The 309-nt window shown below is 56.0% G+C and carries 1 pseudogene; it reads right to left on the bottom strand.

The features are described from left to right. Positions 1 to 72 precede the first annotated feature (72 nt). Positions 73 to 309: pseudogene (locus QZX79_RS07645) on the bottom strand (ArsR family transcriptional regulator); the annotation flags it as partial.

The raw sequence follows: 309 nt of genomic DNA, 5'->3' as shown, positions 1-309 counted from the left end.
AGACCACTCCGAACTATACAGAGACGCCAACATTATCAAGAATGATAACGTTGTCAAAAAGGAGAATGTTGGCTATGCGGAGGGCATGACGATGCTGGTGATGAGGCGGCGTGTGCGTTCCGGGGAGGCTGGATTGTCCGCATACGGGAGGATTGCGTTCCGGAAACTCTCGGCCAGCTTTCCAAACTCCTCATCGGTGAGCCATACAGCGGTCTGCCGGTAGCCGACGCCGTCGCGGACAAGATCCACGCCGTCAGCTTGCTCCACATAGCGGTCGAAGTTTCGAAGAAGGCCGGCTACGAATGAGGT

Origin of the sequence: uncultured Arthrobacter sp., assembly GCF_902805515.1 — a bacterium.
GTDB lineage: Bacteria > Actinomycetota > Actinomycetes > Actinomycetales > Micrococcaceae > Arthrobacter_D.
Note: the sequence above shows the minus strand (reverse complement) of the source record. Positions and strands in the feature narration are given on the sequence as shown.